The organism is Chryseobacterium gotjawalense (assembly GCF_030012525.1).
Lineage (GTDB): Bacteria > Bacteroidota > Bacteroidia > Flavobacteriales > Weeksellaceae > Kaistella > Kaistella gotjawalense.
Genome location: NZ_CP124855.1, coordinates 185,850 through 211,599 on the forward strand (window position 1 = coordinate 185,850; position 25,750 = coordinate 211,599).

20 protein-coding genes are annotated in these 25,750 nt (G+C 39.3%); 15 read left to right on the forward strand and 5 right to left on the reverse strand.

The window, feature by feature from the left end; translation table 11 throughout:
* Positions 1–404: 404 nt before the first annotated feature.
* Positions 405–905: an FKBP-type peptidyl-prolyl cis-trans isomerase gene (locus QGN23_RS00795; protein WP_282905150.1), complete on the reverse strand. Its 501-nt coding sequence runs from the start codon at positions 903–905 to the stop codon at positions 405–407.
* A 285-nt stretch (positions 906–1,190) separates the two neighbouring features.
* On the opposite strand from QGN23_RS00795, the gene QGN23_RS00800 reads away from it, so the two are divergent.
* Positions 1,191–2,282, forward strand: coding sequence for an alkene reductase (locus tag QGN23_RS00800; protein ID WP_282905151.1), 1,092 nt, complete (start codon positions 1,191–1,193; stop codon positions 2,280–2,282).
* Positions 2,283–2,357: 75 nt separating this feature from the next.
* Here the strand turns inward: QGN23_RS00800 and QGN23_RS00805 are convergent, their stop codons facing one another.
* The 3 genes from QGN23_RS00805 to QGN23_RS00815 all read right to left on the reverse strand — a co-directional run bounded on the left by QGN23_RS00805 (position 2,358) and on the right by QGN23_RS00815 (position 6,897).
* A complete protein-coding gene (locus QGN23_RS00805; RefSeq protein ID WP_282905152.1) occupies positions 2,358–3,113 on the reverse strand; it encodes an SDR family NAD(P)-dependent oxidoreductase in 756 nt (251 codons plus the stop codon).
* A gap of 231 nt (positions 3,114–3,344) precedes the next feature.
* Entirely contained in the window at positions 3,345–5,459 is a 2,115-nt protein-coding gene (locus QGN23_RS00810) for a type IA DNA topoisomerase (protein ID WP_282905153.1), read from the reverse strand.
* Between the two features lie 532 nt (positions 5,460–5,991).
* Positions 5,992–6,897: a M23 family metallopeptidase gene (locus tag QGN23_RS00815; protein WP_282905154.1), complete on the reverse strand. Its 906-nt coding sequence runs from the start codon at positions 6,895–6,897 to the stop codon at positions 5,992–5,994.
* A gap of 208 nt (positions 6,898–7,105) precedes the next feature.
* On the opposite strand from QGN23_RS00815, the gene QGN23_RS00820 reads away from it, so the two are divergent.
* From QGN23_RS00820 to QGN23_RS00860, 9 genes are all read left to right on the forward strand, one after another.
* Positions 7,106–8,128 carry an NAD(P)H-dependent glycerol-3-phosphate dehydrogenase gene (locus QGN23_RS00820; RefSeq protein ID WP_282905155.1) on the forward strand — a complete coding sequence of 341 codons (1,023 nt, stop codon included), beginning with the start codon at positions 7,106–7,108 and terminating at the stop codon, positions 8,126–8,128.
* Positions 8,128–8,796: a PAQR family membrane homeostasis protein TrhA gene (gene trhA / locus QGN23_RS00825; protein WP_282905156.1), complete on the forward strand. Its 669-nt coding sequence runs from the start codon at positions 8,128–8,130 to the stop codon at positions 8,794–8,796. The genes QGN23_RS00820 and trhA overlap by 1 nt, the downstream gene beginning before the upstream one ends.
* Positions 8,797–9,126: 330 nt before the next feature.
* Positions 9,127–10,632 carry a malate dehydrogenase (quinone) gene (gene mqo / locus QGN23_RS00830; RefSeq protein ID WP_282905157.1) on the forward strand — a complete coding sequence of 502 codons (1,506 nt, stop codon included), beginning with the start codon at positions 9,127–9,129 and terminating at the stop codon, positions 10,630–10,632.
* A 38-nt stretch (positions 10,633–10,670) separates the two neighbouring features.
* Complete coding sequence (locus tag QGN23_RS00835; protein WP_282905158.1) at positions 10,671–11,060, forward strand: hypothetical protein; 390 nt, start codon at positions 10,671–10,673, stop codon at positions 11,058–11,060.
* Position 11,061: 1 nt separating this feature from the next.
* Positions 11,062–11,538, forward strand: coding sequence for a hypothetical protein (locus QGN23_RS00840; protein WP_282905159.1), 477 nt, complete (start codon positions 11,062–11,064; stop codon positions 11,536–11,538).
* Positions 11,535–12,152 (forward strand): DUF1684 domain-containing protein, encoded by a 618-nt coding sequence (locus QGN23_RS00845; RefSeq protein WP_282905160.1) that lies wholly within the window; start codon positions 11,535–11,537, stop codon positions 12,150–12,152. Before QGN23_RS00840 ends, QGN23_RS00845 begins: the two co-directional genes overlap by 4 nt.
* A gap of 81 nt (positions 12,153–12,233) precedes the next feature.
* Positions 12,234–13,043 (forward strand): glucose 1-dehydrogenase, encoded by an 810-nt coding sequence (locus QGN23_RS00850; RefSeq protein WP_282905161.1) that lies wholly within the window; start codon positions 12,234–12,236, stop codon positions 13,041–13,043.
* Positions 13,044–13,191: 148 nt separating this feature from the next.
* Complete coding sequence (locus tag QGN23_RS00855; protein ID WP_282905162.1) at positions 13,192–15,867, forward strand: MGH1-like glycoside hydrolase domain-containing protein; 2,676 nt, start codon at positions 13,192–13,194, stop codon at positions 15,865–15,867.
* Between the two features lie 22 nt (positions 15,868–15,889).
* On the forward strand, positions 15,890–16,027 hold the full coding sequence (locus QGN23_RS00860) for a hypothetical protein (RefSeq protein WP_282905163.1): 138 nt from the start codon (positions 15,890–15,892) through the stop codon (positions 16,025–16,027).
* 1,429 nt (positions 16,028–17,456) lie between these two features.
* Here QGN23_RS00860 and mtaB read toward each other — a convergent pair.
* Positions 17,457–18,806 (reverse strand): tRNA (N(6)-L-threonylcarbamoyladenosine(37)-C(2))-methylthiotransferase MtaB, encoded by a 1,350-nt coding sequence (mtaB, locus tag QGN23_RS00865; protein ID WP_282905164.1) that lies wholly within the window; start codon positions 18,804–18,806, stop codon positions 17,457–17,459.
* Between the two features lie 380 nt (positions 18,807–19,186).
* On the opposite strand from mtaB, the gene QGN23_RS00870 reads away from it, so the two are divergent.
* From QGN23_RS00870 to QGN23_RS00890, 5 genes are all read left to right on the forward strand, one after another.
* Positions 19,187–20,974: a DEAD/DEAH box helicase gene (locus QGN23_RS00870; protein ID WP_282905165.1), complete on the forward strand. Its 1,788-nt coding sequence runs from the start codon at positions 19,187–19,189 to the stop codon at positions 20,972–20,974.
* 434 nt (positions 20,975–21,408) lie between these two features.
* Positions 21,409–22,047, forward strand: a complete 639-nt coding sequence (locus QGN23_RS00875; protein WP_282905166.1) for a DUF47 domain-containing protein — start codon at positions 21,409–21,411, stop codon at positions 22,045–22,047.
* A gap of 30 nt (positions 22,048–22,077) precedes the next feature.
* Positions 22,078–23,220, forward strand: a complete 1,143-nt coding sequence (locus QGN23_RS00880; protein ID WP_282905167.1) for an inorganic phosphate transporter — start codon at positions 22,078–22,080, stop codon at positions 23,218–23,220.
* A 337-nt stretch (positions 23,221–23,557) separates the two neighbouring features.
* The gene (gene mnmE / locus QGN23_RS00885) at positions 23,558–25,108 is read left to right on the forward strand and encodes a tRNA uridine-5-carboxymethylaminomethyl(34) synthesis GTPase MnmE (RefSeq protein WP_282905168.1); all 1,551 of its coding nucleotides are present in this window, start codon (positions 23,558–23,560) and stop codon (positions 25,106–25,108) included.
* A gap of 233 nt (positions 25,109–25,341) precedes the next feature.
* On the forward strand, positions 25,342–25,695 hold the full coding sequence (locus QGN23_RS00890) for a helix-turn-helix transcriptional regulator (protein ID WP_282905169.1): 354 nt from the start codon (positions 25,342–25,344) through the stop codon (positions 25,693–25,695).
* The last annotated feature ends 55 nt before the right edge of the window (positions 25,696–25,750 follow it).

Sequence of the window (25,750 nt, forward strand, 5' to 3'; positions counted from 1 at the left end):
CTCGTTTTCCCCCTGGGTTGCTGTATCACTGCTTGTGCTCTGCTTCCACCTATCTGCAATATACCTCTAATATAAGTCCAATAAAACTCCAATAGATTATTGGAGACACAATGGTTTTTTAATAAATGCATACTGTATCTGTATCGAATCAGGTTAAAGGAAATCTGAACTTAAGCAACTGTTTTTTGAGTACCGTCTTACTGGTCTGGGACAAAGCATTGGTTTTATCAAAGATAATAATTTTTTAGAGCGCTCACAGGCAGGAAATCGAAGATTCAACGAAATTTGACTTTGAATCGCCATTCTCCTAATTGTCTTAAGATCACACCCAAAAGCTCATATCGTGTTTATAGATACAAAAAAAGCTGCGAAAAAACCGCAGCTTCTTTGAATAAAATAGTTGTTTAGTGTTCTTCGTTTCCGTCAACGCCGTGAGCGTGACCGTGCGCCAGCTCTTCGTCTGTTGCTGGTCTCGTTGAAGCTACTTCAATATCAAAGTGTAAGGTTTTTCCCGCCATTGGATGGTTAAGGTCTACTGTTACCGCTTCTGGAGTAACTTCTAAAACAACGCCGCTTACATGGTTTCCCTGAGCGTCCTGTAAAGGCAGCATCGCGCCGATTGGAGGCATTCCCGACTGCGCAAACATTTCTGCAGGCAATTGTGTGACTGCATTTTCTATTTTGTCGCCATAGCCTTCTTCCGGCGTGATGGTGAAAGATTTCTGATCTCCTGCAACCATTCCCTGAAGATGTTCTTCAAATTTCGGCAACATCATTCCGACCCCATATAAAAAAGTGAAAGGGTTTTCGGTCTCTGTCTTTTCAATGAAAGTTTTTTCACCGTTCTCTTCGATGGCGTTCAGCGTGTAATGTAATGCTACTACGTGATTCTTGTCTATTGTCATAAGGTTAATGTTATCAAGGAGTATAAATCCTCTTATTAAAATTGTGTGTTTTAATGGGTAACTTTTAGGGTTAATCCTATCGGGTGCAAAGGTACTGATTTCAAATAAAATATCAACGGACAGAGAAATGGAGTTCATCAATTCTTTCAAAATATAATTGTAAATTGCATAGAGGTTATTCAAAGAATATTGAACCGGCAGTCCGTAAAAATATAAGAGACCCCGTTTTATGGACCGTCTTTTTGTAACACGATATGGCATTAACCCCTAATTAAAATACAAGTTATGAATTCATTAGAAACCCTTTTCAGCCCATATCAACTGGGCAGTCTCACCTTACAGAACCGCATTGTGATGGCACCCATGACGCGAAGCAGGGCAATCGGTAATATTCCAAACGATCTCATGGCGCAGTATTATGGCAGCCGAGCCAGTGCAGGACTTATTATCACCGAAGGAACTTCTCCCTCACCAAATGGTCTGGGATATGCCAGAATACCAGGCATGTACAGCGACGAACAAATTAAAGGCTGGAAAAAAGTAACCGATGCTGTACACCAAAGTGGTGGTAAAATTTTTGTCCAGCTGATGCACACCGGCCGGATAAGTCATCCATTGAACATGCCCGAAGGAGCAGAAGTAATAGGAGCTTCTCCCATCGCGGTAGCCAATACCCCGATGTACACCGATCAGGAAGCCATGCAGCCACTGCCTGTTCCAAAAGAAGTGGCGGCCGGCGAAATCCCATCAATTATTGCTGAATTTGTGCACGCTGCAAAATCAGCGGTTGCTGCAGGATTTGACGGAGTGGAACTGCACGCGGCCAATGGATATTTGCTGGAGCAGTTTTTAAATACCGCTTCCAATAAGCGTACTGATGAGTATGGAGGTTCCATAGAAAACCGCAACCGTTTGGTGCTGGAAGTAACCGAGGCCGTAGCAAATGCCATCGGTAAGGACAAAACAGGGATCAGACTTTCTCCTTTTGGAGCTTTTGGTGAAATGTTACCTGATGAAGCCACCGAAGAACAGTATGCCCAATTGGCTGCAGGATTGAAAGCTATTGGCATCGTATATATCCATGTGGTAGATCATTCATCCATGGGAACGCCAGCGGTTCCGCAATCTGTAAAAGATGCGGTAAGAAAGGAATTTGGAGGTACTATTATTCTTTCCGGAGGATATGATGCGGTGCGTGCTGAAGCGGACCTTAAAGCCGGAAAAGGAGAGTTGGTAGCATTCGCAAGGCCTTTTATAGCCAATCCCGATTTGGTGAAGAAGTTTGCTGCAGGAGGCGAGCCAGCTTCCCCGGATCCCGATACTTTTTATACCCCGGGAGAAAAAGGATATACCGATTATCCCGTTTCCGCAAATTAAATTGAGTTTTCAGCACTATACAACAAAGCAGGTCCGAATATTTTCAGACCTGCTTTGTTATTTCAAAGATGAGTACTAAACTGCCAGATAACCGCCATCTACGGCGTAATAACTTCCGGTAACGAAAGAGGCGGAATCCGAGGCTAAAAACAGACACATCGCGGCAATTTCCTCCGGTGTTCCGAGGCGGCCGAATGCATGCTTGGATTCCAGATGGTTGATCGCTTCTTTCCCCATGGTTTCTTCATTGACCATTCCGGTATAAATAAACCCGGGACCTATTGCGTTGACGCGGATGTTTTCAGGGCCGTGTTCCCACGCAGCGGTTTTTGTTAAACCCACTACGCCGTGTTTGGCTGCCACATATCCCGCAGAGTTTGCAAATCCTGCCTGTCCTAAAATGGAAGCGATATTGATAATGCTTCCTTTGCCAGCTTTCAGCATAGCGGGGATTTGGAATTTCATCCCGAAAAAGACACCGGAAAGATTGATGGCAATTACCTTTTCCCAACCTTCCACGGACATATCTTCTACCTTATTGCTTTCGCCTCCAATTCCAGCATTGTTTACAGAAATGTGCAGTGCACCGAATTTTTCTACGGTTTCTTTCACCAGTCTTTCATTGTCTTCCGGACTTGCCGAATTTGCTTTCACGAAAATGGCTTCACCGCCATTATTCTTAATCAATTCTACCACTTCATTTCCATGAGTTTCGTTGATGTCACTTACCGTCACTTTTGCACCTTCTTTTGCAAATAATAATGCGGTTGCTTTACCAATTCCTGAGCCCGCGCCGGTAATAACGGCGATTTTGTCTTGTAACTGTCCCATATTTTTGATTTTTATTTACTCAAATTTACGGATTAAAAGACAGTGAAATTTCTGAGATTTATCACTTTAACATTGATTTATGACAATCGGAATTTCAGGGGGCAAAGGAAATATTCCTGTCGGAGAATTGTAATCCATGAATGGAATCATAAGCGGTTGAATAACTGCACCCCGCCAATATTTAAATCAGGAGCGATTATGAAGTTGCTTCGGCGGGAAAATAATTGAATGTTAGTCGGTCTGCAACGCGACGGCACCGCCTTCTGTGAGCCGCAAAACACCTTCAGTTAATCTTTCCGGATGTTCGGTAAATCCTTTTAGTTTACCCGATTTTCCTTTAACAATAATATCCTGAATCTGTTTTTCGGTGAGTTTCTTTCCGAACACTATAAACGGAATTTTGAAACCACAGCCTTTATAATTGGAACAACCGATGGCGGTTTTGCCTTTCATCAGTTTGTTTTCTTTACATTTCGGACAATCGGTTTCTTCCCAGATTATTGCAACCGTTTTTCGGGGTGTTGATTCTTTCTTTTCTTTGGGTTGAACTTCCTGTTGAAAGGAGATTACCTTTGCTTTTTCGTTGATGACGGCTCGGGTTAAATTGGTCACCATTGTAATCAGTTCCTCTTTAAACTGACTGGCTTCATATTCGCCGCGCTCAATTTTTCGGAGTTTAAATTCCCATTCTCCCGTTAATTCAGGGCTTTTTAACAATTCGTCCTGAATGGTGTCAATCAGTTCAACACCCGTGGAAGTTGCTAAAATGTTTTTCTTTTTGCGCTCGATATATTTTCTTCTGAATAAAGTTTCGATAATATTGGCTCGGGTAGAAGGTCGTCCGATGCCGTTGTTTTTCATCATTTCACGAAGTTCTTCATCATCAACCTGTTTTCCCGCAGTTTCCATTGCGCGAAGCAAAGTCGCTTCCGTATACGCTTTTGGTGGACTGGTTTTTCCCTGATGGATTAATGGTTTGTGCGGTCCTTTTTCCCCGGCTTTAAATTCGGGAATCAATTGTTCTTCGTCTTTTTCTTTTTTCTCGGTGTCGTCTTTTTCTTTACTGTAAACTTCGCGCCAGCCCAGTTCCAGGATTTGTCTTCCTGTGGTTTTAAACGGAATGGTGCCGACCTGGCCTTCCACCAAAGTATTCGAAATTTTACATTCAGGATAAAAAACAGCGATAAACCGTTTGGCAACCAGATCATAAATTAACTTTTCTTCTCTGCTCAAACTGGAAGAAGGAGGGATTTCGGTTGGAATAATTGCGTGGTGATCAGTCACTTTAGAATCATCAAAAACCGCTTTCGATTTGGGAATCGGCTGGGTTAAAAGTGGCGCGGTTAATTCACGGTAAAAATTCATGCTCTGCAGAATAGCCGGTATCTGCGGATGCAGACTTTCCGAAAGGTAAGTGGTGTCCACACGCGGGTACGTCGTATGTTTCTTTTCGTATAAACTTTGAATATATTTCAACGTATTTTCCGCAGAAAAACCAAATTTCCTGTTGGCTTCAACCTGTAAAGCCGTCAAATCAAAAAGTCTTGGATTTTTCTCTTTGCCTTCTTTAATTTCAAAAGAAACGATTTCGAAAAGGTTTTGTTTTAAATATTCCAAACCTTTTTCTGCTTTTTCTTTCGTTTTTAAACGGTCTATGGCCGCATTGAAAATAACGTCCCGGTATTTGGTTTTCAGTTCCCAGTATTCTTCGGTATTGAAGGCATCAATTTCTTTTTGTCGCTGAACGATCATGGCCAAAGTGGGCGTTTGAACGCGACCAATGGAAAGGACACTTTTGTTTCCTCCAAATTTTCGGGTGAATAATCGGGTGGCATTGATTCCCAAAAGCCAGTCGCCAATAGCGCGTGCATTTCCGGCCTGATAAAGATTATGGTAATCTTCAGAAGGTTTCAGGTTGGCAAATCCTTCTTTAATGGCCACTTCCGTCAGTGAAGAAATCCAAAGTCTTTTGATGGGTTTTTTACATTTGGCTTTGTGTAAAACCCAACGCTGTATCACTTCTCCTTCCTGCCCCGCATCCCCGCAATTGATGACTTCTTCACAGTCAGCAACTAATTTTTCAATGATTTTAAATTGCCTTTCAACACCAGCATTTTCTATTAATTTTATTCCGAAAGGATCTGGAATAATAGGAAGTGTGAATAAATTCCAGGCTTTAAGGTGCGGACTGTAATCATGCGGTTCTTTCAGCGTACAAAGATGTCCAAACGTCCATGTTACCCAATAGCCATTGCCTTCAAAATAGCCCTGTTTGGGAACATCAGCTCCTAAAACTTTAGCAATATCCCGGGCAACACTTGGCTTTTCAGCAATACATAATTTCATAACACAACTTCATTTTTTGGGCGACTGCAAATTTCAGTAAATTTTTCTAAACTATGGGTTGAAACCCGGGAAAAGAAATTCTTTCTAATTTAAAAAAAGGGTTTAGAAAACCGAAAATTTAATGGTGAACGTTAAACTGTAATTTTAACACAACCGCCAACCATGTTTTTACAAAAGATCTGTTTAAATTTGTTTTAAAAACCGCAAAGTCAAGGATAAACCCTTTTTAAATTTTCCAAGAGATAAAAAAAGTGTATTTGCATTTCCAAAGAAAATCTTAATGATATTAATTTTTAACTGGAATCTTAATGGTGAAAATTAAACGGTACTTTTTAACACCAATAACACGAATATTCTCACCAATAACATTGATAATTTGTGTTGTTTGTGAAAGTTTATTGGTGCATTTGGCGTTTAAGAAAAAGAGTAGTATCAGTAAAAACAGGTAATCAGAATCAGAAGATATTTTAAGGATTCCCACAAAAAAACGCTCCCGAAAATTCAGGAGCGTCAGTATTTTTAAATGAGTTGATTAGAGATTCAGGAACAGTTTCGGATTTACCGGCCTGTTGTTTTTGTGAACTTCGTAGTGAAGATGAGGTCCGGTGGAGCGGCCTGTATTTCCGGATTTTGCGATCACATCGTTTACCGTTACCACATCATTTGTTTTTACCAATATTTTAGAAAGGTGTCCGTAGAGGGTATCCAAACCATTTCCGTGCGAGATAATGACACAGTTTCCGTAACCGCTTTTTTCGCCGGCAAAAATTACTTTTCCTGAGGCCGCACTCCGGACATCGGATCCGTGAGCCACGGCAATGTCCAGCCCTTTATGAAATTTCATCTGGTCTTTTTCGGCGGGAGCGTTATTTTTTTCGGACAATTGTTGGTTTGGATTAGGAACGATCATTTTTTTAGTCACATTTCCTAAGCTGTCTTTTACTTCGATGTACGGTGGTTCAGCTTTTGCGGAATGTACGGATGCCAACATCACTGTTTTTTCAGGGAACGGATTTTTTCTTTTTCCAAATTGCGAGGAAATATAGCCGTCGGTAGGAATTCCCAAAGGAACCTGTTGTAATTTTTTCTGTAAATCCACTAAATACTGGCTGTAGCGATTGGTTTGTTTTGCCAGATATACCGTATTCGAAATACTGTCTTTCGCGAGCATCTCTATTTTGCCGTCAGATAAATTCTTTGCGGCCAAAAAGGAATTAAGTTCCTGGACCCTATGGTCAACTAGAGTCAGGTTGTTCTTTAACTCCAGGTAATCGATGCTGTCTTTTTCAGTTTTAACCGGTACTAAATTGACCTGGTATGATTTATCGTCTTTTTCCGAGTAAAGTTTTCCGATAAAAATCGCCTGTCCGAAAATAACCACTACCAGGAGTCCGAGGATTAAACTGATGTTTCTTTTACTGCTTATAAAATTCTTCATTATTAAACACTTGGTTGTCAAAAAATTGAGAGTGCAAATTTATAAAATATTTTTAAAAGGTTTTTTTTATGTGAGCGCGGTGTCTGATGATTTAGTTCAGTTTATTACAAAACAATTGTTTGTCCTATTTCAGAAAGCTTTAATATCTTTGTGCTGAAGATTCCTGCTTGTTCAGAAACTTCTGAACAGTACTTAAGTTTTTTTAATTATGACAAAAAAGAAAGCCCCAAAATCACAGACTCAAAATATTCCGGTTGGCGTAGTAGGAAGTGGTAGTTTTGCAACTGCAATTGTGAAAATGTTGGTTGAAAATAGCAAGCTGGTTCACTGGTGTGTGCGGAATGAGTATGTAAAAGGGGCGATTGAGCAACGCGGTCATAATCCCAATTACTTAACTTCGGTCTCTTTTGATCCGAAAAATCTGAAGGTCACTACCGATATTAATGAATTGGTTTCAGCGTGTGAAGTAGTGGTTTTGGCAACGCCGTCCATTTATCTTTCAGATGCAATGGATAAAATGACCTGCGATTACGGGAATAAAATTTTTGTTTCTGCAATTAAAGGAATTGTTCCCAAGGCAAATGATGTTGTGGCGCATTATCTTCGTGATGAATTCAAAATAGGTTTCCGCAATCAGGCCGTAATCGCCGGTCCCTGTCACGCAGAGGAAGTTGGTATGGAAAGGCTGTCTTACCTTACGATTGCAGTTGCAGAAGAGGAGGTTGCCCATAAATTATTTTCTCTGTTTTCTTCGGACTTTATTAATGTTCACTGCAGCAAAGATATTTTAGGAAATGAATACAGTGCGATTTTGAAAAACATATATGCAGTAGGTGCCGGTATTTCCAGCGGTTTAGGATATGGTGATAACTTTACGGCTGTTTTTGTTTCTAATGCAGTTCGTGAAATGGAGATTTTTCTGGAATCCGTGTACGAAGTTCCACGGGATGTGAATGAGAGCGCTTATCTCGGTGATTTACTGGTAACGGCGTACTCGCTGTTTTCCCGTAACCGGAATTTAGGAAATCTCATCGGAAAAGGGTATACCGTAAAATCGGCCATCCAGTCGATGAATATGATTGCAGAAGGATATTATGCAGCAGATTCCGTATACCATACCGCAAAGAGCAAACAACTGAAAACGCCGATTATCGATACGATTTACGGAATTTTATACAACGAGAAAAATGCCGAAACTGAATTTAAAAAATTAACCTTACTCTTAAATTAATGAAATCCGGGACAAAATATGCCGTTCATACCTATTCAGTTTTAGAAGAGCGGTTCAATATTTGGTCTCATTTTACCGGTTTGCTCCTGAGTGTCGTGGCCTTGGTTTTATTGGTGTTTCGCGCACTGGATTTAGGAAGTAAAAGGGCGCTCATCAGTTTTTCTATCTTTGGTCTGAGCATGATTATCCTTTATCTGGCTTCTACATTATATCATTCATCCAAACATCCTAAAAGAAGATACCGGCTTAATATCTTCGATCATGCCGCGATTTATGTATTAATTGCCGGAACGTACTCGCCCTTCGCCCTGGTTTCTCTTAATGGCCCGGAAGGTTATACGATTTTTGGAGTCGTTTGGGGCATTGCCTTAATTGGAATTATTTTTAAACTTTTCTTTACGGGCAGATTTAATATTCTATCCACTGTTCTTTATGTCGGAATGGGCTGGCTGATTATTTTCAGTTTTGACAGTCTGCTGTATCATCTGGATTTCCGGGGATTGGTTTGGTTGCTTGCTGGCGGTATTTCCTATACCATGGGTGCGGTTTTATACAGCATTCATAAAATAAAATTCAATCACGCCATTTTTCATCTGTTCGTTTTATTAGGAACATTCTGCCATTTTATGTCGGTGTATTTTTATGTAATTCCTTTTTCCGGGAATTAAGATTTTGTTTTCATCTGAGAGCCTGTTTAAATTTGCTTAAAAAAGAAATTTTCCCCGACCTAAAGGGTGGAAAATTTCTTAAAAATTCATCAGAATTACACCCATTAGGGATTGGGGCTATTAATTTTGAAGAATTTTAATCGGGCTCTTAAAACAAGACAGTAGCATTTCAGTGCAGATTCCACAGATTATACTGAATTTTAACTGATTAAAATGGAGAAGGGTGTCACCATACTTTTTTATAAATAGGTGTTTAAGGAATTTTTAACAGCTTTTGTTTGAGCTAAAACAAAAGTTTTACCGAAATTCGTTATCTTAAAATAGAATGATATGCCTACATCAGCCAATAATAAAGCCCTTCAATCCCATTACGACGTTGTTTTAATCGGCGGAGGAATTATGAGTGCCACACTCGGAACCTTGCTTCACGAGCTTGATCCCGACCTGAAAATTGTTATTTTCGAAAGACTCGGCCGCTTCGCCCGGGAAAGTTCAGCCGCCTGGAATAATGCAGGAACAGGACATTCTGCCTTCTGTGAACTCAATTATACGCCAGAGAACGAAGAAGGTTCTATCGATATTTCCAAAGCAGAAAGTATTGCCGAACAATTCGAAATTTCGAAACAGTTCTGGTCTTATTTACTTTCTAAAAAATATATTGACCGGCCGAAAGACTTTATTAATTCCTGTCCGCACATGAGTTTGGTTTTCGGCAAAGATGATGTTGAATATTTAAGAAAGCGTCATGAAAAAATGATTCAGTCTGAATTGTTTAAAGGAATGGAATTTACCACAGACCACGACAAACTGCGCGAATGGATTCCTTTAATTATGGCCAAAAGAAAAGATAACGAAGTCCTCGCAGCCACGAAAATGGATTTAGGAACCGATGTTAATTTCGGAACATTAACCCGGAAAATGGGACGGTTTTTAGCGGAAGATTCCCACACCGATGTTTATTTGTACCATGATGTGAAAGATATTGATCCTTTGTCCGACGGAAAATGGTTGGTGAAAGTCAAAGACCGTATGCATTATAAAGTGAGCGATATTACCGCTGATTTTGTGTTTATCGGTGCAGGTGGTTACGCGCTTCCGCTGCTCGAAAGTTCCGATATTCCCGAAAGTGAAGGCTATGGCGGATTTCCGGTTTCCGGCCAGTGGCTGGTTACCCATAACCCTGAATTAATCGCAAAGCATCAGGCAAAAGTCTACACCAAGGCCGGTGTGGAAGCTCCGCCAATGAGTGTCCCCCATTTGGATTTGCGGATTATTGATGGAGAAAAAGCACTGCTCTTTGGACCATTTGCAGGATTCTCGACCAAGTTTTTAAAGGAAGGTAGCTACCTGGATTTACCGGAAAGTGTCAATCAAAAAAATATCAAATCCCTGTTTGGCGCATGGTGGCATAATCTGCCGTTAACGAAATATCTCGTGCAACAGGTCGCGATGACCAAAGTACAGCGGATGCAGCATTTAAGAGAGTTTGTAAAAGATGCGAAATCAGAAGACTGGGAATTGAAAATTGCGGGACAAAGAGTTCAGATCATTAAAAAAAGTGAAGAAGAAGGCGGTAAATTAGAATTCGGGACAGAAGTCGTTGTGAATAAAAGCGGAACGATCGCTTCCCTGTTGGGCGCTTCTCCCGGCGCTTCTACGGCTGCATTTGCGATGGTTCAGGTCTTAGAGAAATGTTTCCCTGAAAAAGTTCAACATGAATGGAAAGAAAAATTAACAGAAATGATTCCGACCTATGGACAGAAATTGGCAGATAATCCCGAACTTATCCGAAATATTAGAAACTACACCAAAGAAATACTCCAACTCGATAATTAGCAATTACTCATTATCCATTACCCATTGCTTATTTAAAAATGACAACCATTACCAAACCCGAAATTTCACCGGAACTGCTGGCAGCGCTTCAGCCGAAGGTAGAACTGGAAAAACAGGTCATCGTACACTGCTGTTTTCCGGCGACTCCTTTTTTGGATATGCTGATCCGTATCTGGCCTTCGACATTTCTGATTGATGAGAGTTTGGGACATAAAAGCACATTGATTCACCACGAGAATATTTCACTTTTTCCTTACTGGACAGAAGTTCCACCGATGAAAGATTATTGGTTTACCCTGGTTTTTTCTGGGTTGCCAAAAGCGTGTACTAATTTTGATTTAAAAGAAGAAATTCCGGAAGAAGGTGGATTCTGGATCAAAAATATTAAAAGAAATAAAACCGATATTTATAAAGTAAAAATTAATTAGAATGAAGAAAATCTATTTCCTGTGGATGATTCCCTTTTTGCTGGGAAGTTGCAACTCTCGATACGACGTAGTTTCAGTGAATAAAATGAATAAAGAAAGAAAACAGATTGCCCAGGATTTTGTTGAAACCTATTTTAAAAAATGTGAAAATAAAGACTATTCTGCATTTGAAGGATTTAACATTTCGAAAAAGTTCCAGGCAAGGTTATCCCCGGATTCCCTAAAGAAATCCTGTAATTACCTCTATTATAAAAATGGAAAAGTAACCGTAGGAAAGTTGGTTTCTGCCCATACCACAAAGTCGCCCAAAGATTTTATGGATGTTTTAAATTTTAAATTAAAGACTGAAAAATCTGCAGAACCGGTTTATCTGCATCTCGGAATGTACCGTGATCAAAATTTTATCGAAATGCCTTTTTACGTTTCTGCAGACGAAAGTTACTACGAAACCATCAGAAAAAAATACTATAAGAAATGAAAAATTTCTTCATTGTGATGATGGGTTTTCTGCTGACCTCCTGCGTTTCAAACATTCAGGAAAAGGAGTTTTCTGATGTTAAAAAGTTTCAGAAAGATCTCAACGCAGAATATTTAAACCCAAAGGAAACTCCCTTGAGGGGAAGTAATTTTACCGGTTTCAAAGAGCATCCTTTTTTTCCTGTTGATTTAAAATACCGCGTTTCTGCAAAATTCATCAAAACTGAAAATCCAGTACCTTTTGAACTTCCCACGTCTTCGGGGAAAACCAGAACCTACCGGGAATTCGGCAAAGTGACATTTGTTTTAGATGGTCAGGAATTGACTTTAACGCTTTATCAAAACTTAGCATTAATAAAGACGAAAAAATACAAAGACTATCTTTTTCTTCCTTTCCGGGACTTGACTAACGACAAAGAAACCTATGGTGGCGGGAAATACATGGATTTGAAAATTCCGAAAAACAATGTCATTATTTTAGATTTCAACAAATCCTACCAACCCTATTGTGCCTATAATGCTTTCGATTACAACTGCCCGATTGTTCCTGCAGAGAATTTTTTACCGGTCAGAATTGAAGCAGGCGTCATGTATGAAGATGTTTATCACCATTAAAATATAAGTCAACTGTGGCGGAGCGGCGTAATTTGGCTCGATAGTTTCTATTCTTTATTTTTTAAATAATAAACTTATGCTATGGAAGTTTCTCTTAAAAATCAAGTCGCCATTATCACAGGTTCTTCCAGCGGAATCGGAGCCGGAATTGCGCAGTCGATGGCAGAATCAGGCGCTAAGGTTGTCATTAATTATCCCTCGGAAGGTTCCCTGGAAAAAGCAACTGCCGTTCTGAAAGAAATCACTGATAAAGGAGGAAAAGGAATCGTTTACCAATGCGATGTTTCCAAAGAAGACGAAGTCATCAAAATGTTTCAGGAGGTTGTAAAACAATTAGGCACCGTTGATATTTTAGTCAACAATGCCGGAATTCAAAAAGATGCGAAGTTTACCGAAATGACTTTGGATCAGTGGAATGCCGTGATTGGGATTAATTTAACCGGTCAGTTTTTATGCGCCCGGGAAGCTGTGAAAGAATTTCTTAGAAGAGGAATTGATCCCTCCCGTTCGGTCGCCTGCGGAAAAATCATTCATATTTCATCCGTTCACGAAATTATTCCTTGGGCTGGTCATGCCAATTATGCTTCCAGTAAAGGGGCAATCAGGATGTTGATGCAGACGTTGGCGCAGGAGTATGGGGCAGATAAAATCCGCGTGAACTCCATTTGTCCGGGCGCGATTCAGACTTCAATCAATAAAGATGCGTGGCAAACACCGGAGGAATTAAATTCTTTGCTGAAATTGATTCCGTATAACAGAATTGGTCAGCCTAAGGATATTGGGAATCTGGCGGTTTTTCTGGCGAGCGATCTGGCAGATTATATTACTGGAGCAAGTGTCTTTATCGATGGAGGAATGACCACCTTCGAATCTTTCTCAACGGGCGGGTAAATTTCTTCCTTTTTGTGAGGATTGTAAAAAATCAAGATTTTTCATGAGGTGATTCATCATCGGTAAAACTGCCTTTCTCATTGCATAATCATTGTTTCTTACTCTGAAGAATTTCTACATATTAATTGGCTTTTAAACTCAAAATAAGATGATAGAAGAAAATAAAAGACTCCCCGATATTGCCTGGAAAAAATGGGGTCCTTACGTCAGCAATAGGGAATGGGGAGTGGTTCGCGAGGATTACAGCGCTGATGGTGACGCGTGGGATTATACCAACCATGATTCTGCCGAAGCGAAAACTTACCGTTGGGGTGAAGAGGGAATTTGCGGCATTTGTGATGATAAACAACTGCTCGTTTTCTCCTTAGGTTTTTGGAACAAAAAAGACGATAGGATCAAAGAACGGCTGTTCGGGTTATCCAACAGTCAGGGCAATCATGGCGAAGATGTGAAGGAATATTACTATTATCTAGACAATACGCCCACGCATTCTTACATGAAGATGTTGTATAAATATCCCCAAAACGCTTTTCCTTACGAAGACTTAATCCTTAAAAATGAACAGGCCGGAAAAGAAAATCCGGAATATGAACTCATCGATACCGGGATTTTTGACCGGAATGAATATTTTGATATTTTCATTGAATACGCCAAATCCTCTCCCGAAGACATACTCATCAAAATTACGGTGACCAATAAATCGTCGCAAGACGCTCCTTTGATTCTTCTGCCCACAATCTGGTTCAGGAATACCTGGAGTTGGGGTTATGACGGTTACCGGCCTCATTTAAACGCGGTAAATTCGGATCAGATTGCGGTTAATCATCAACAATTAACCATAAAAAATATCTACGCTAAACAATCTTCTGACGTTCTTTTTTGCGACAATGAAACCAATTATCAGCGCTTATTTCAGTCGGTAAATGCCGGGAAATATTGCAAAGACGGCATCAATGATTTCATTATTAATGGAAATGAAAACTCCATTAATAATGAAAAGAATGGCACCAAGGCCTCCTTCTTTATCGATGAAACAATCCCGGCAAATGCGACGCAGGTTTTCGAATTCCGCTTATGCGACCGGGATTTTGAGCAGCCGTTTGCAGATTTTGATTCTGTTTTTTCACAACGGAAAACAGAAGCCGATGATTTTTATAAAGAGGTACAGAAAGGCGTAAAAACCGCTGATGAAAAATTAGTACAGCGGCAGGCGTTCGCCGGAATGTTGTGGAGCAAACAGTTTTACCATTACAATATTGAAAAATGGTTAGAAGGTGATCCTTCCGAAATCCCACCCCCGAAATCCCGAAGACATATCCGAAATGAAAACTGGGAAAATTTCAATTCTCTGAATATCATTTCAATGCCCGATAAATGGGAATATCCGTGGTTTGCCACTTGGGATTTGGCCTTTCATACCTTAAGTTTTTCCATTATCGATGCTGATTTTGCCAAACAGCAGTTGAAACTGTTGACCCTCGAATGGTTTATGCATCCGAACGGTCAGTTGCCGGCGTATGAATGGGATTTCAGCGATGTCAATCCGCCGGTTCATGCCTGGGCCGCTTTCAGGGTTTTTAAAATTGATGAAGTCCTCAAAGGAAAACCTGACCTGGAATTTCTGGAAGGAGTTTTTCAGAAATTATTGATGACCTTCACCTGGTGGGTCAATAAAAAAGACAATAATGGAAATAATATTTTCGAAGGAGGTTTCCTGGGTTTAGACAATATCGGAATTTTCGACCGAAATGAAACTTTGCCGTATGGGGAGAATTTAGAACAGGCCGACGGTACCAGCTGGATGGCGATGTTCTCACTGAATATGATGAGAATCGCTATGGAACTGGCTTTGTATAATAAAGTATATGAAGATATGGCCACCAAATTCTTTGAACATTTTTTAAGTATTGCCAATGCACTGGACAATATGGGAGAAAATGATTTTTCGCTGTGGGATGATCAGGACGAGTTTTTTTATGACGCGCTGCAGCTGAAAGACTGTACCAATATGTTTATGCGGATCCGTACCATCGTAGGTTTGACTCCCATGTTTGCCGTAGAGGTAATCGATGAAGAAATGCTCAATAAATTACCCGCTTTCAAAGAAAGAATGGACTGGGTCTTAAAAAACAAACCGAAGTTGGCTGCCCTCGTTTCCCACTGGGAAGTAAAAGGCAGCGATTCCAAACATTTACTTTCTTTATTGAGAGGCCACCGGCTGAAAAAACTGCTGGAAAGAATGCTGAATGAAAAAGAATTTCTGAGCGACTATGGCGTGCGGGCTTTATCAAAGGAATATGAAGAAAATCCGTTTCATATTAATTTAGACGGAACCGATTATACTGTGAAATATCTCCCGGCAGAAAGTGACAGCGATATGTTTGGCGGCAACAGCAATTGGCGGGGACCCATTTGGTTTCCCATTAATTTTTTAATTATTGAAAGTCTGCAGCGCTTCTTCTTTTATTACAGTCCCGATTTTAAAGTAGAATGCCCGACTGGCAGCGGAAATTACTTGAATTTAGATGAGATTGCAGATTTTCTGGGCAAACGGTTAGCTGCGATTTTTTTAATGGATGAAAACGGAAAACGTCCTTTTAACAGGCAATATCCGAGATTTCAGGAAGATCCTGACTTCAAGGATTACATTTTATTTTATGAATATTTTAATGGTGATAACGGCCGTGGAGTAGGAGCGTCGCACCAAACCGGCTGGACGGGCTTAATCGCAAAGATTCTGCAACCTCGGTTTTCTAAAATTCCAATGGAAAAAGCGCAGACAGAAATGCCTGATCAATCTGGTGTAAAAGTTGATGCTCAATAAGGGAATCTTTAACTTACAAATCATGGAACCAACTGATAAAAATAAACCTGCGCCTATCGTACTCATTGCAATCGCTGTGATTGTCGTGATGATTATTTTCTATTTTATTTTGCTCATGTATTTCCCGAATATGTTCGAAAGTTTAGATATGGGAAAATAATAAACCGACAAAATAAATGATGAATGTTTACATTTATTTTAAACATAATTGACCTATCAGTTTAAAATTGTTTTCTTAGAAGGAAGGATGTTACAATAAAACTGGCGTGAGCATTTATTTTTAAAACATTAAGAAATGAAGAGAAATTAAGATTTTCTTTTTCGTGGAAATCTTCATGAACTTTTTTGCAGCATAAAAACTTCAGGATAACTGTTGACTTTGTGACTACGTGGTTTAAAAAATAATTTGCAGCAACTTTTTTCCAACTTTTGAAAAACGAATTAAGATAAAACTTTGCTTCTTTTGCGGTTTAAAAAAAACTGAAAATAATCAGTGAAAATTGAACCATTAAGCTGTGATGAAGAAATTAAGAATATTAAGCTGTCCTTCGGAGTTGACCGTACACAAGTCTTCAAGAACTTTTTCACAGCTTAAAAAATTTCAACACAACTGTATCACTTTGTGACTTTGTGGTTTAAAAAATAATTTTGGACCAACTTTTTTTCCAACTTTTGAAAGACGAATTAAGATAAAACTTTTGCTTCTTTTGCAGTTTAAAAAAACTGGCGTGAGCGTTTATTTTTAAAACATTAAGGTATGAAGAGAAATTAAGATTTTCTTCGTGGGTTACTGCGCGGAAATCTTCATAAACTTTTTTGCAGCATAAAAACTTCAGGATAACTGTTGACTTTGCGACTTTGTGGTTAAAAAAATAATTTGTACCACCTTTTGCCGCCTTTTGAAAAACGAATTAAGATAAAACTTTTGCTTCTTTTGCTGTTAAAAAAAACTGAAAATAATCATTGAAAATTGAACCATTAAGCTGTGATGAAGAAATTAAGAATATTAAGCTGTCCTTCGGAGTTGACCGTACACAAATCTTCATGAACTTTTTTGCGGCATAAAAAATTTCAACACAACTGTATCGCTTTGTGACTTTGTGGTTAAAAAAAAATTTGCACCACCTTTTGCCGCCTTTTGAAAAACGTATTAAGATAAAACTTTTGCTTCTTTTGCGGTTAAAAAAAACTGGTATACCCGTTTATTTTTAAACATTAAGGTATGAAGAGAAATTAAGATTTTCTTCGTGAGTTACTGCGCGGAAATCTTCATGAACTTTTTTGCAGCATAAAAATAAATATAACGATATGACTTTGTGACTTTGTGGTTAAAAAAATAACTTGCACCGCCTTTTGCCGTCTTTTGAAAAACGTATTAAGATAAAACTTTTGCTTCTTTTGCGGTAAAAAAAAAACTGGTCTGATCGTTTATTTTTAAACATTAAGGCATGAAGAGAAATTAAGATTTTCTTCGGAAATTGGAAATGAATGTTGCGGTTTGGGGCTCTTACGGGTGCAAAATGAAAATAGCATTAAAACTTAAACAGGCTCTTAAACTTAGAGCCTGTTTAAATTTTGTTAAACTGTATTTAAATTTTTGCCAGAAATTCCTCAAAAGCCGGGAATACAGAAACTGTTCCATCGGCCAATATTTTTTTGAGCTTTAAAATTTCTATTTGATTGATAGAATTTTCATCGAACGGCTTTTGTACCCGCACATAATTTTCGGTGAAGCCAAACATGATTCCGTTTTTATTTTCGTGCTCCCAAAGGACAGGAAGTGTTTTTCCAAGCTGGGTTTCGTAGAAAGCCATTTTCTTTTTCTCTGAAAGAATTCTCAGCATTTTATTTCTTCTCTTTCTTTCAGGAATCGGAATGACACCTTGCATTTCTGCAGCTTCTGTATTTTCTCTTTCAGAGTAGGTAAAGACGTGGAGATAAGAAATCGGTAATTCATTCAGGAAATTATAAGTTTCCAGGAATTTCTCCTCTGTTTCTCCCGGGAATCCTACGATGACATCAACACCGATGCAGGAATCGGGCATCACCTGCCGGATTTTTGCCACCCGGTTAGCGTAGATATCCGTCAGGTACCGGCGTTTCATTTTCTTTAATAAATCATCGCTTCCACTCTGTAAAGGAATATGGAAATGAGGCACAAAACGCTTGCTTTTCGCCACCAGTTCTATGCTTTCGTCTTTCAATAAATTCGGTTCAATAGATGAAATTCGGATTCTTTCAATGCCTTCCACCAGGTCTAATTCTGAAATTAAATCCAGAAAAGTATGTTCATGTTTTTTATTTCCAAATTCACCTTTTCCGTAATCGCCGATATTCACACCGGTTAAAACGATTTCGCGAATTCCTTTTTGGGCGATTTCAGTGGCGTTTTTTACGACATTTTCTATGGTGTCGGAGCGGGAAATTCCTCTGGCTAAAGGGATCGTGCAATAGGTGCATTTGTAATCGCAGCCATCCTGTACTTTCAAAAAAGCGCGGGTTCGGTCCCCAATCGAATAACTTCCGATGAAGAAATCGGCTTCGTCAATTTCGCAGGAATGAATGATTCCGTGGTTTTCTGATTTCTGCAAATCATCGAGGTAACTCAAAATATTGAATTTTTCCTTGGCTCCTAAAACCAAATCAACGCCTTCAATTGCGGAAATTTCTTCCGGCTTCAACTGGGCATAACATCCTAAAATAACCACCAAACCATCGGGATTGGCTTTCATGGCGCGCTTTACATGAAACTTGCATTCGCGGTCTGCATTTTCGGTCACCGAACAGGTATTGATGATGTACACGTTAGCAGGCTCATCGAAATTTACTTTCTGATAACCGGCACCAGTAAGCTGACGGGCAATGGTTGAGGTTTCTGCAAAATTGAGTTTGCAGCCTAAAGTATGAAAAGCGGCGGTTTTTAAATGTAAGTGTTCCATAATTGAATGGTGCAAATTTAAAGAATATTTTTTGGAAGTGAACATGGAGGAAGTAAACATGTGAACAGGAGAACAAGAGAACATGAGGTAACAAGTAATCGTTGACGGTGATGTGTGAATGGAAAAATCAGACCGTATGTTTTCAAATTGGCGTTATTTGTGAGGGGTTTTTAGTCTAAATTAAAAGAGAATTCTATATTTTTTAAAACGTTTTGAGAAATTGAATACATATTTTCGTTGAGCGGAAAGACTTTATTATAAGGAGTTTAATGGATCAAAATCGCGCAAAGTAATTATTAACAATAATTTAATAAACCATCGATATAATTATGATAAATAAAAAACGTATCTTTGCACCCAATTTATAGACGATCTTTTACATGAATTTATTTACGGAGACCAATTTAAGCCCTGAAATCTTGAAGGCAATTGGCGAACTGGGCTTTATTAGCCCAACAGAAATCCAAAAACAGACTATTCCTTTTATCTCTACAGATACACGCGATCTAATCGCACTTGCGCAGACGGGAACAGGCAAAACAGCAGCGTTTACGCTTCCGATTTTGGATATGATTGACGACGGGAGTCGCAAAATCCAATTATTGGTGCTTTGTCCAACCAGAGAACTTTGTTTGCAGATTACCAAAGACATTATTAATTATTCGAAATACATGCGGAACATCAAAACTACAGCAGTTTATGGTGGAAGCAGTATCAGTGATCAAATCAGATCGCTACGGGACAAACCACAGATTATTGTGGGGACGCCAGGTAGGGTGATTGACCTGATCAACAGAAAAGCCCTTGATTTCTCTGAAATCCAGTGGTTGGTGCTTGATGAAGCTGATGAAATGTTATCAATGGGTTTCAAAGATGATTTGGCAACTATTTTAAACGAAACACCGGAAACCAAACAAACTTTCTTATTTTCGGCAACGATGAATAGAGAAGTGGAAAGAATTTCTAAAAACTATTTGACGAATCCTCACCGAATTGTTGTGGGTTCTTTAAATGAGGTGAAGAAAAATATCAAACACGAATATTACGTGGTGGGTTACAGAAACAAAAAAGAAGCTTTGAAAAGACTGATCGATGCAAATCCAAATCAGTATTCAATTCTTTTCTGTAGAACCCGTATGGAAACTCAGGAAGTCGCTGACTTTTTGATGCAGAACGGTTACGCGGCAGATGCACTTCACGGTGATTTATCTCAGGCGCAACGGGATACAGTGATGAAGAAATTCCGTTTGAAAAACATCGATATCCTTGTGGCAACCGATGTTGCGGCGAGAGGATTAGATGTAGATTCATTAACCCACGTGATTCACTTCTCTTTACCGGATGATCCTGAAGTATTTGTTCACCGTAGTGGTAGAACAGGCCGTGCTGGAAAAGACGGTATTTCAATTGCATTAATTAAACCGGAGGAATCCAGAAAGTTAAAGCAGATTAAACAGTCTACCAAGATTGAAATCGTTGAGAAAAAAATCCCAACGGGTAAAAAGATTATCGAAGCACAGGTTGCCGGCGTATTCGAAAAGTTATTTACAGAGCATGAAAATCTTGTTGAATTCGACAATGAGTTGATTCCGGATTTATCAGCTTTTACCAAAGAAGAATTGGTTCACCAGTTATTGCAGTTGCAGTTGAGAGACATGGCGCTTTACTATAAAGATAAAGACGATTTGGTTGATCAGAAATTCAACAGCGATGATCGGGGCGGAGACCGTGGCAGAGACCGCGACGGAAGAGGCAGAGACCGCGACAGAGGTGACAGAAGAGATAGCGGAAACCGTTTCAGTAATAACCGTGATGGTGGAAGCAGAGATGGTGGAAGAGACCGCGATGGTGGAAACCGTGATTCCAGAGAACGAGATGGTGGAAACAGAGGCGAATCCAGAGACAGAAAACCTAGAAGAAATGATGGAGATATGGTACGGTTTTTCTTTAACTTAGGAAAACGGGACAACTTGAAAAAAATTGACATGCTTGAAATCATCAACAAGTCTACTGAAAAATCAAGAAAAAGACCAGATATTGGGAATATCGAAATTTTAGAGAAATTCTCATTCTTTGAAGTAGAAAAATCATTTAAAGACGAAGTCCTTAAAGGATTACAAACTCAGAAGTTTAAAGGAAAAGACATGAGAGCAGAAGAATCTAACTAATTTTTCTTTCTTATTCAATACAAAACAGTTCCATTATCAGTAATGGGACTGTTTTTTTTTTTTGGTTGATGTTTTATGAATCCGGGCAGGGATTTTTGATGAAACACGGTTTTGTAATAATGGTTTACTCCTGCAGATAAGCATGCGGTACAATTTACTGAGCAAGACAATCGTGCCTTTACTTGTATTCTATAAATAAATTTAAACAGCATCTCAATTTTTTTTAATGATCTCCTCATGAACGATCCATAGATCATCTATGAAACATCAATTGGTGTGGTAGCGGCAATTCTGCTGTCAAAGAGTTTAATTATTATTAAGGCTGTTTTTCTTTTGTTAGGAAGTATTTTCGGTATGTTAATAAAACTTAATATAAAAATGAGAAACCTATCAGTCTTTTTCGGAAATTTGCACCACTAATTAAAAGAATTATAATGGGAATCGGAAATATTTTTAAAATGTTCCAGCCGAAAGACAAAGTGTTTTTTGTACTGTTTGAAAAAGTTGCTGAAGAACTGGTAGCGATGTCAAAAGAATTTCACGAAAGTCTACTCGATTTTGATATCAATGATGATACGATGTTGCAGCACATGAGTGATTACGAACACCGAATGGATGATCTTACTCATGAGATTTTCGTACAGCTGGGAGAGAATTTTATCACTCCGTTTGACAGAGAAGACATCAGTCATTTGGCCAGTGGGTTAGATGATATTGCTGACTTTATGTACGCTTCTGCTAAATATATTTATTTGTATAAAGCGCCTCTGGATCCTGCTTACACAGAATTTACGCTGTTGATTTACAAATCATGTCTCGAAGTTCAGCTTGCCCTTAAAAACCTGAACAATTTCAAAGATCCGAAAGCCGTTAAAGAATCCTGTATTAAAATTAACTCTTTCGAGAATATCGCTGATGACGTTTTGAGCCAGGCGATCGTGAAATTGTTTGAGACCAATGATGCATTATTGATTATTAAGGTAAAATCAGTTTTGGAATATCTGGAAACAGTGACTGACAAAGCCGAAGATGTAGCCAACACGATTGACAGTATTTTGATTAAATACGCCTAATCTATTCCCTAATTCAGTATAAACAAAAGAATGGATTTACCGATTCTACTCATCATCATCATTGTACTAGCCCTGATTTTTGACTATATCAATGGATTTCATGATGCCGCTAACTCTATTGCGACCATCGTTTCAACAAAAGTTTTAACCCCTTTCCAGGCAGTTCTTTGGGCCGCCGTATGGAATTTTGCAGCCTTTTTTCTGGCTGCCTATGTAATCGGCGAGTTTAAGATTGGGAATACCATCGCCAAATCAGTGAATACCGATTTCATTAATCTGGAAGTTATCTTTGCGGGCTTAGTGGCCGCCATCGCCTGGAATTTGTTAACATGGTGGTTTGGGATTCCTTCTTCATCATCGCACACCCTGATCGGTGGATTTTTAGGAGCAGCTTTAATGCATGCTTTGGTGACTGATTATCATCTTATCTCTTTGGCTCAGCCGAATCTGGATGTCTTTGAGAAGCTGATTCTGTCCTTTAAGCAACTCTTTACGCAGGATGTGGTCAGGTATGATAAAGTGATTCCTATCTTTTTATTTATTTTCTTAGCACCATTGATTGGTTCTGCGATTTCCATTTTGATCACTTTGTTTATCGTCAATGTGTCGAAAAGATCCAGTCCCCGTAAAGCGGATAATGTCTTCAAGAAACTACAGTTGGTTTCTTCGGCCTTATTCAGTTTAGGACATGGTACGAACGATGCACAGAAAGTAATGGGAATTATCGGAGCAGCCGTTATTTTTCATCACACCCATACCTTACAGGATCCTGTTTACCTCGCTTTAGACAGCACCCACCAGTTCAACTATTTTGTAGAACATTATTTTTGGGTTCCCTTTACCTCATTTTTAATGATTGCTTTAGGAACCATGAGTGGTGGCTGGAAGATTGTAAAAACCATGGGTACCCGAATTACAAAAGTAACCCCTCTGGAAGGAGTTGCCGCTGAAACCGCCGGAGCGATCACCCTTTTCATTTCAGAACATTTCGGAATTCCGGTTTCTACTACCCACACCATTACCGGTGCTATTATTGGAGTAGGAGTTACCAAAAGGGTTTCTGCAGTTCGCTGGGGAATCACGGTAAGTTTGCTTTGGGCCTGGATTTTAACCATTCCAATTTCAGCCTTCGTGGCAGGACTTACGTACCTGATGGTTGTCTTTTTAAAATAATCAAGACTTTTTATAAAATTAGAGCCATTTCGAAAGAGATGGCTTTTTTTGTGGAACAGGTTGCGACAAGCGTCCTTCAATTGAGCGCGGAATGATTGGGTAGTTAGTAATGGCTGGTTGTGAACAGATATAAAAGAGATATCAATGGGCAATGATGCATGAATGCGCATCATACTTTAAAGATGTGCGATCTGTGAAAAGTTATAAACGGGTTGTTAAAGAAGAGTTATGTGATCATATTATGAGGGATGAATGGGTGTTCAGGCGAATGGATAAGGAGTTGCAGGCAATAGCTATAATGTCCCGAAAAATAGGAATAATTCCGTAATTTTGCAGCATGAATCAAGATACGATCTGTGCGATAGCGACTGCAAACGGAGTGGGCGCTTTGGGAATTATCCGACTTTCCGGCGTGGATGCTGTGAAAATTGCGCAAAGAACTTTTAAAGGAAAAAATCTGGAAGAAGTACCGTCGCATACGGTGCATTACGGCTATATTGTGGACGGGAATAGCCGAGAGGCAAGAGGAAAGAAAAAAGAGGAAAGAACAAAGATAATAGATGATAGACCGGAGACGGAAGATGTTGAGCAGTTCATCATTCAGAATGAATCGTCCGTCACCCATCATCAAACATCCAACACCCAACATCCAACACCCAACAATACCGAAGAGGTTATTGATGAAGTGATGGTCTCTGTTTTTCTCGCGCCGAAAACCTTTACGACAGAAGATGTGGTGGAAATCTCTTTTCACGGTTCGCCGCATATTGCCAAGAAAATTCTGGAAGTTTTGGTGAAGAACGGCGCACGGTTGGCGAAAGCCGGTGAATTTACCATGCGTGCTTTTATGAATGGCAGAATCGATTTGGCGCAGGCGGAATCCATCGCTGATCTGATCGCCTCAGAAAATGAAGCCTCGCGCAAAGTGGCTTTGAATCAGTTGAAAGGCGGAATCACAAATGAGATTTCGATCTTGAGAAATGATTTACTGAATTTCACTTCGCTCATTGAACTGGAACTGGATTTCGGGGAAGAAGATGTGGAATTTGCAGACCGCACCGCCATGAATAAACTGCTGCTGAATCTTCGGCATAAACTGAGCGCTCTGATCGAGAGTTTCCAGTACGGGAATGCCCTTAAAAATGGAGTAGAAGTCGCCATCATCGGGAAACCGAACGCCGGAAAATCAACGCTTTTGAATGCTTTGCTGAAAGAAGAACGCGCCATTGTATCGGAAATTGCAGGAACGACCCGTGATACCATTGAGGAAGTGATTCATCTGAAAGGTACAGCATTCCGTTTTGTGGATACAGCCGGACTGCGGGAAACCACTGATATTATTGAGAAAATTGGGGTAACGAAAGCGAAGGAGAAAATTGCCTCCGCGAAAGTGCTTTTGTATCTCTACGATGAGCAGGATTCTACGACCGCAGAAGTGATTGCTTTTGTGAAGGAATTCCACCGCGACGATCTGAAAATTGTGTTGGTGCACAATAAAGTGGATCTGACGAACGACGAAGTTCCAAACGAATTTGACTCGACCTTAAATCTCGAATTGTTTCCGGATTATTGTGATGAATTGTTAAGGATTTCCGCACGAGATCAAACGGGAATTGAGGCCGTAAAAACAGTCCTGATCGATTATGTAGAAAATTTAAAAGATCAGGAAAGCAATGTGATCATCACCAATCAAAGACATTACGACGCACTGCGGAAGTCGCTGCAATCAGTGCTTCAGGTGGAGGAGGCGGTGAGTTCCGGCATTCACACCGAACTGTTAGCGTATGAATTGAGAAATGCGTTGGAACAGTTGGGTGAAATATCCGGTGAGTTTACGAATGATGAAGTATTGGGGAATATTTTTTCGAAGTTTTGTATCGGAAAGTAACACCCACAAAACAAACAATAACAAAACCGATATAAACAATTATAAAGCCTTATTAATGGGGCTTTTTTTATTTGTGTAAACTTACTAATTGTTTTGTGATATTTTGCTATATTATGTTTAAATTTGTACCTTTACTGTACCTTGATAGATGAGGTACAAAAATTAGAAGCTAAAAGGTGAGATTATGGCACTTAATTACACTTAATTACACTTAAAGATATTTAAAGATACTAATGGCAAGTAAAATTGAGATACAAAAGCGATGCGAGTACTGTAATGAGATATTTACGGCCAAAACAACCGTAACAAAGTATTGCAGTCATAAATGCAACCAAAGAGGCTATAAAGCCAAAAAGAGAGATGAGAAAATACAGATTGCTAAAATTGATATTATCAAAAAAGAGGCTGAGCCAATTGAAATGATAAAGGCAAAAGAGTTTTTAACGGCAAAAGAAGCTGCAATACTTTTAGGATTTTCGGTTCGCACGGTTTACAGATTAATTGATAACGGGAAATTAAAAAGCGTAAACCTCGCAGAGAGATTAACAAGGATTAAAAAGTCTGAGCTGAATAAATTAATTGATTAAAAATAAGTTTGTTTTTAAAACTACATTATCTACACTAACTACACAAAAGCATAAA